Origin of the sequence: Micromonospora arida, assembly GCF_003857035.1 — a bacterium.
Lineage (GTDB): Bacteria > Actinomycetota > Actinomycetes > Mycobacteriales > Micromonosporaceae > Micromonospora > Micromonospora arida.
The window spans coordinates 1-6,632 of record NZ_QGSY01000058.1 but is presented as its reverse complement, the minus strand read 5'-3'; the positions used below and the strand labels follow the sequence as shown (position 1 = coordinate 6,632).

The 6,632-nt window shown below is 70.7% G+C and carries 6 protein-coding genes; 3 read left to right on the top strand and 3 right to left on the bottom strand.

Features of this window, described 5'->3' with window-relative positions:
- Window positions 1-585: 585 nt before the first annotated feature.
- Window positions 586-969: a WhiB family transcriptional regulator gene (locus tag DLJ58_RS00980; RefSeq protein WP_091406539.1), complete on the bottom strand. Its 384-nt coding sequence runs from the start codon at window positions 967-969 to the stop codon at window positions 586-588.
- Between the two features lie 253 nt (window positions 970-1,222).
- On the opposite strand from DLJ58_RS00980, the gene DLJ58_RS00975 reads away from it, so the two are divergent.
- Entirely contained in the window at window positions 1,223-2,038 is an 816-nt protein-coding gene (locus DLJ58_RS00975; RefSeq protein WP_124853421.1) for a helix-turn-helix transcriptional regulator, read from the top strand.
- A 194-nt stretch (window positions 2,039-2,232) separates the two neighbouring features.
- Here DLJ58_RS00975 and DLJ58_RS00970 read toward each other — a convergent pair whose 3' ends face one another.
- Entirely contained in the window at window positions 2,233-2,652 is a 420-nt protein-coding gene (locus DLJ58_RS00970) for a DUF5319 domain-containing protein (protein WP_124853420.1), read from the bottom strand.
- Window positions 2,653-2,838: 186 nt separating this feature from the next.
- On the opposite strand from DLJ58_RS00970, the gene guaB reads away from it, so the two are divergent.
- Both guaB and DLJ58_RS00960 read left to right on the top strand, forming a co-directional pair.
- Window positions 2,839-4,401, top strand: a complete 1,563-nt coding sequence (gene guaB / locus DLJ58_RS00965) for an IMP dehydrogenase (RefSeq protein ID WP_124853419.1) — start codon at window positions 2,839-2,841, stop codon at window positions 4,399-4,401.
- A 30-nt stretch (window positions 4,402-4,431) separates the two neighbouring features.
- On the top strand, window positions 4,432-5,550 hold the full coding sequence (locus DLJ58_RS00960) for a GuaB3 family IMP dehydrogenase-related protein (protein WP_091406427.1): 1,119 nt from the start codon (window positions 4,432-4,434) through the stop codon (window positions 5,548-5,550).
- An 86-nt stretch (window positions 5,551-5,636) separates the two neighbouring features.
- Here the strand turns inward: DLJ58_RS00960 and DLJ58_RS00955 are convergent.
- The coding region (locus DLJ58_RS00955; RefSeq protein ID WP_148097960.1) for a sugar phosphate isomerase/epimerase family protein at window positions 5,637-6,632 on the bottom strand (996 nt) is incomplete at its 5' end.

Sequence of the window (6,632 nt, the reverse complement as noted above, 5' to 3'; positions counted from 1 at the left end):
CTACCGGGCACCCTCACCGTGGCGGTGCCCGTCGATCGTTCGCGGGGGTTGTAACGACCGGGGGCCGGGGGTCATTCCGGGGTGGCCCACCTGCCGGCACCCTCATCGTGGCGGTGCCTGCGGTCGTTCGTGGGGACTGTAACGACCGGGTGGAGGTTGGCATTCCGACCTGCGCGACCAGACCCCCAAGGGGTCCGGCGGCGGGTCGGTGGTACTGCGATCGTCAGGGTATGTAACGACCCCGGCCCGGCCATGATTCCGGCCCACGAGTGCGCCCGGTCACCGGACAAAGGCCGCGTACCTCACATCAGCTAACCCGTGCGTAGCCTGAATGCCCCAGACCGGACAAATCCTCCAGGGCCGCCTCTGCTTGCTCCTCGCGACCGGACACTCAGCTTGATCCACTCGGGGTCATTGAAATCGGGGTGTCCGGACCGGCGGGTGCCCCCGACATCAAGGAACCCGTGTTGATCACGGCCTTGCCGGCGGCGGTGGGGGCCGCTGGTCGCTCGGAACCGCATGAACGGCACGAAACCGCGCCCCCGGGTGAGGGCGCGGTTTCGTGGATGTTGGGGACGCCTCGGGTCAGGCGACGTTGCGTTGGGCCGGGACGGTCGACTTGTGCGGGCGGCCCAGGCGGGCCTCCAGCCGTGCGACGTCGACCCGAGCGTGCCGGCGGTCTGCCAGGTCCTCCCAGCCGACGGCGAGCAGTCGCAGGCGCTCCGACTCGCTGAAGCCGCCCCACACGCCGTACGGCTCCCGTACCGACAGGGCATGGGCGGCGCACTCGGCGCGAACCGGGCAGGCGCGGCAGACCGACTTGGCGGCGGACTCACGACGCAGCCGGGAAGAACCACGCTCACCGTCGGGGTGGAAGAACTGGGCGCTGTCGCGCCCTCGGCAGGCACCGAGTCGCTGCCAGTCCCAGAGATCGACGATGGGTCCGGGCAGTCTACGTACGTTCGACATCAGCACCCCTCCTCCCGCGCGGCTCCGCGAGAATCCTTATGGCCGGCATCCGGGCGGCGGGCCGCGCAGGCGCACCGTTCCCGGCCTGGATCTCCCGGTACCCGGGCTGTCGCCAACTCACACGTCTGTGATCGAAAACGTCCGGGAAATTGCGGCTTTTGCCCTATCTGTCGGAAAAGTTCGAAAGATTGCCGGGAACCTCCTCCCCAGCCGACCGCGTCATGGTCTGCTCGTTGGCGGAGAGGAGACCACAGTGCGTACCGTTCTTGTGTGCGTTCGGACACCACTCGCGGCCCAGCACCTTACTTCTGCTGCGGCGCGACTGGGGTTGTCCGCGATCGTTCGTACCGCCGTCTCTGATCCCGAGGTGATGCTGCGGCTGGCCGAGCGACCGGCCGACGTGGTCCTGGCCGACACGGCCCTCACCCGGCCGGACAGCGCCGGCTTCGTCCGCCGGGTGTTGGCGCGTGCGCCGCAGGCGGCGGTGCTGCTGCTCGGCACCGAGGAGTCCGAGGCCGCTGCGGCCACCATCAGCGCCGGTGCCCGGGGGCTCATCCAGAATGTCGACCATGACCTGACCAGCGCGGTGGCGAAGGCGCTACTGCTGCTCACCGCGCCCGGCCGAGCTTCCCGGCAGCGGATCACCGATCCGGCCCGCGACGCGGCGGCGGTGGGTGGTTCCGGCCGCTCCGGGCCGTCGCCGCGTGGTTCCGGTGAGCCCGGCTGGGCGGCCACGGCCGCCGACGGGCCGGCCGGGGTGGCGTCGGTGCCGGTGCAGCGGGGCGACGACGAGGCGGAGGCTGGGGCCGGCGAGTCGCCGGCGCAGACCGACCCGGGTCGTCCCGCCCCGAACGCCCGACCCAGTCGGGCGTCGATCGGCCTCACCGAGCGTGAGCTTCAGGTGCTGCTCGGCATGGCCGAGGGCAAGAGCAACGCGGAGATCGGCCGGGAGCTGTTCGTCTCGGAGGACACGGTCAAGACGCACGCCCGCCGGTTGTTCCGCAAGCTTGGCGCCCGGGACCGGGCCCACGCGGTGGCGGCAGGCTTCCGCGCCGGTCTGGTCGCCTGACATACGCGCCGCGCGGCAGCAGGGCATCCGGGAACGCGCGGCAGCAGGGCATCCGGGAACGCGCGGCAGCAGGGCATCCGGGAACGCGCGGCAGCAGGGCATCCGGGAACGCGCGGCAGCAGGGCATCCGGGAACGCGCGGCAGCGGGGCATCCGGGAACGCGCGGCAGCGGGGGCACCCGCCGCCCGGCGGCGTCACCTGGTGGCGGTCGGGGCGCCCGGCTCGTCCTCGGTGCCCTCGGACAGGGTGTCGTGCACCCCGTCCGCGTACCCCCGGGCGTAGTCCCAGGTCACGTAGTGATCCGGGTCCGGGTCGTAGGCGGGTTCGTGCACCCGGGGCCGGCCCGAGTTGAGCAGGTGCCGCAGGTTGCCGCGGAGCAGGTCCCAGTCGAAGTAGTGCGGCTCGCGACAGTCCTCGCATTCGATCACCAGCCCGCGAACCCCGATCGGGGCCAGCAGAGCCTGGTAGATCTCCAGGTCAGCGAGGTCTTCCAGCACATCCTGCCGCTCGACGTCGGTCAGCGGATCCGGCGTCGCGTCATCGCCCGGGTCATCCAGACCCGCGGTCGGATCGGCCGGGTCGCCATTGAACGGGTCGATGGGCTCGTCGTGCACCCCCTCACCGTAGACCCAACGCGGCGCGAACGTCCGCCCCCCGGCCTCCGCGCCGGCCCGGCCTGCCACGGACGGGTCGCCCAGCTCACTGGGTACGATGAGGCAACGTGCCGGCACCGTGGCGCGCTCCGGTGCCCGCCCGCGCCACCTCGCTCAAGCCCATCCGAGCAGCTCAGGGGAGCAATCGTGGAAAATTCGCCCAGCACCGATCTTCCGGCCGGCGTCGAGCACGCCGACCTGGGCGGCCACCTGCCCGAGCTGCCGGCCGGCTCCGCCAGGGTGGTTCCGCTCGGCCTCACCTTCGACGACGTGCTGCTTCAGCCGGGCGAGTCGGATGTGGTGCCCAGCCGGGTCAACACCCGGACGAAGCTCACCCGCAACATCGAGTTGTCCATTCCGCTGCTGTCCAGCGCGATGGACACGGTGACCGAGGCCCGGATGGCGATCGCCATGGCCCGCCAGGGCGGCATCGGCGTGTTGCACCGCAACCTCTCGATGGAGGACCAGGCCCTCCAGGTCGACCTGGTCAAGCGCTCCGAGTCCGGCATGATCACCAACCCGGTGACCGCCAGCCCGGACGACACGCTGCGCGAGGTCGACGAGCTGTGTGGGCGTTACCGCATCTCCGGCGTTCCGGTGGTGGACGGCGACGGCCAGCTGGTCGGCATCGTCACCAACCGGGACATGCGTTTCGTCTCCGAGCCGAACACTCCGGTTCGCGAGATCATGACCCACACCCCGTTGGTCACCGCGCGGGTCGGGGTGAGCAAGGACGACGCCCTGGCGCTGCTGCGTCAGCACAAGGTCGAGAAGCTGCCGATCGTCGACGACTCGGGCCGGCTGCGTGGCCTGATCACCGTCAAGGACTTCACCAAGAGCGAGCAGTACCCGGACGCCAGCAAGGACGACGCCGGCCGGCTTCGGGTCGCCGCCGCCATCGGTGTGGGCGAGGACGCGTACAAGCGGGCCCGTGCCCTGGTCGACGCGGGTGTCGACGTGCTGATCGTGGACACCGCGCACGGTCACCAGCGGGCCGTGCTGGACATGGTCCGCCGGCTCAAGGCCGACGTGGCGGTCGACGTCATGGGCGGCAACGTGGCCACGTACGCCGGCGCGAAGGCGCTTGTCGACGCCGGTGCCGACGGCGTCAAGGTGGGCGTGGGGCCGGGCGCGATCTGCACCACCCGGATCGTCGCCGGGGTCGGCGTGCCGCAGGTGACCGCGATCATGGAGGCGGCCCGGGCCGCCCGCCCGGCCGGCGTGCCGGTGATCGGCGACGGCGGCATCCAGTACTCCGGCGACATTGCCAAGGCCCTGGTGGCCGGCGCCGACACGGTGATGCTCGGCAGCCTGCTGGCCGGCTGCGAGGAGAGCCCCGGTGAGCTGATCTTCGTCAACGGCAAGCAGTTCAAGACGTACCGCGGGATGGGGTCGCTCGGCGCGATGCAGTCCCGGGGTCAGGCCAAGTCGTACAGCAAGGACCGCTACTTCCAGCAGGACGTGCTCAGCGACGACAAGCTGGTCCCCGAGGGCGTGGAGGGTCAGGTGCCCTACCGGGGGCCGCTGTCCCGGGTGGCACACCAGTTGGTCGGCGGGCTGCGGCTGGCCATGGGGTACGCCGGTGCGGAGAACATCCCCGATCTGCACCGCCGGGGCCAGCTCATCCGGATCACCGCGGCTGGTCTGAAGGAGAGCCACCCGCACGACATCCAGATGACCGTCGAGGCGCCCAACTACCACACCCGCTGATCCAACACCCCCAACCACCTGGAGTCCCCCATGCGTGACGTGGTCGAGATCGGGCTGGGCAAGACCGCGCAGCGCGGCTACCACCTGGACGACATCGCCATCGTGCCGAGCCGCCGCACCCGGGACGTCGACGACGTGTCGACCTCCTGGCAGCTCGACGCGTACCCGTTCGGCATTCCGTGCGTCGGCCACCCCTCCGACGCCACCATGAGCCCGGCCTCGGCGGTGCGGCTCGGTCAGCTCGGCGGCCTCGGCGTGCTCAACGTCGAGGGGCTCTGGACCCGCTACGAGAACCCGACGAAGGTGCTGGACGAGCTGGCCGGCCTCGACGAGGAGGCCCGCGCCACCAAGCGGCTCCAGGAGGTGTACGCCGAGCCGATCCGTCCTGACCTGATCGCGGAGCGGGTCCGCGAGCTGCGCGCCGGTGGCGGCACGGTGGCGGTGCGGGTCTCCCCGCAGCACACCCTCGCGCTGGCGCCGGTGATCCTGGACGCCGGGGTGGACATCCTGGTCATCCAGGGCACCATCGTCTCGGCCGAGCACGTGTCGACCACCGATGAGCCGCTGAACCTCAAGGAGTTCATCGCCGACCTCGACCTGCCGGTGATCGTCGGTGGCTGCACCGACTACAAGACGGCGCTGCACCTGATGCGTACCGGCGCGGCCGGCGTGATCGTGGGCATCGGTGGCGACGAGTGGTCGACCACCGAGTCGGTGCTGGGCATCCGGGTGCCGATGGCCACCGCGATCGCCGACGCCGCGGCGGCCCGTCGTGACTACCTGGACGAGACCGGCGGCCGGTACGTGCACCTGATCGCCGACGGTGACATCCAGACCTCGGGCGACATCGCCAAGGCGCTCGGCTGCGGCGCGGACGCGGTGATGCTCGGTGAGCCGCTGTCGCTCTGCGACGAGGCCCCCGCCGGTGGTGCCTGGTGGCACTCGGCGGCGAGCCACCCGTCGCTGCCCCGGGGCGCCTTCGAGGTCTCCGGCGAGCCGCTCGGGTCGATGGAGCAGCTGCTCTTCGGGCCGGCGGACGAGGCCGACGGCCAGCTCAACCTGTTCGGTGGGCTGCGTCGGGCGATGGCCAAGTGCGGTTACCGCGACCTGAAGGAGTTCCAGAAGGTCGGTCTGGTCCTCGACCGCTGACCGATCCGTCAGACGCCGGAAGGCCGGCCCTGCCTGGTGCGGGGCCGGCCTTCGTCGCGTTCAGCGGGTAGTCACTCAGCCGGGAGTCACTTCTCCACGTAGATGGTCAGGTCGGACATGTTGCGGTAGCTGGTCGCCGCGAAGTCGAGCGACTGGCCCTTGTTGTCCGCGCCGCCGGGGGCGGTGTCCATCTCCCAGTTGGCGTGGTGGAAGTTGCGCTCGCCGATGGTCTGGAAGAACTGCTGGAAGTTGAGGTCGCCGTCGCCCAGCGGGGTCATCTGGTACCCGTTGGGCACGCTGGTGTCCCGGTCACCGTCCTTGGCGTGGAAGAGCGGGAACCGGGTGGTCCGGTCGGCCACGGTGAGGATCGGGTCGAACAGGTCGGTCACCTCCTGGCCGGCCGGGTTGACGTACTTCTGGTGCTTGTAACGGGCCACGTAGGCCCAGTAGATGTCCAGCTCGAAGAAGACGTACCGCGGGTCGGTGATCTCGAAGAAGTACTCCAGCCGGCGGATGCCGGAGGACCGGGTCTGCCGGCCCTGCGCGTCGCGCGGGCCCCGGTCGATCAGGAAGTTGTACGCGGCGTCGTGGTTGTGCGTGTAGAGCCGCATGCCCCGGGCCTTGGCCTGCCGGCCCAGCTCGTTCCAGATGTCCGCGGCGGCGTCCCACTCGGCCTTGTACGCGCTGCTGGTCGGGTCGCTGCCGGTGCCGATGTTCTTCATCCCGAGTTCCTCGGCGATGTCCAGCTGTTGCTGGAAGGTGGCCGGCTGGATCGAGGCGTGGGTGCCGTTGGCCACCAGACCGTTGTCGTCGAGGATCTTGCGGATTTCGGCGGGGGTGATCTGCCGGCCCAGGATCTCGGTGCTCTGGGTGTAGCCGGCGAACTCGATCTCCTTGTAGCCGATCTCGGCGAGTCGGGCGAGGACGCGCTCGAAGCCGTACGGCACGCCGCTGTCGTCGGGCGCGGCGGTGATCCGGTCGCGGACGCTGTAGAGGATGATGCCGCGGTTCCTGGCCGGGATCAGCGGCTCCACCCGCAGCTTGCTCGCGTTGCCGGGGTGGGCGAGCGCGGGGGTGCCGGT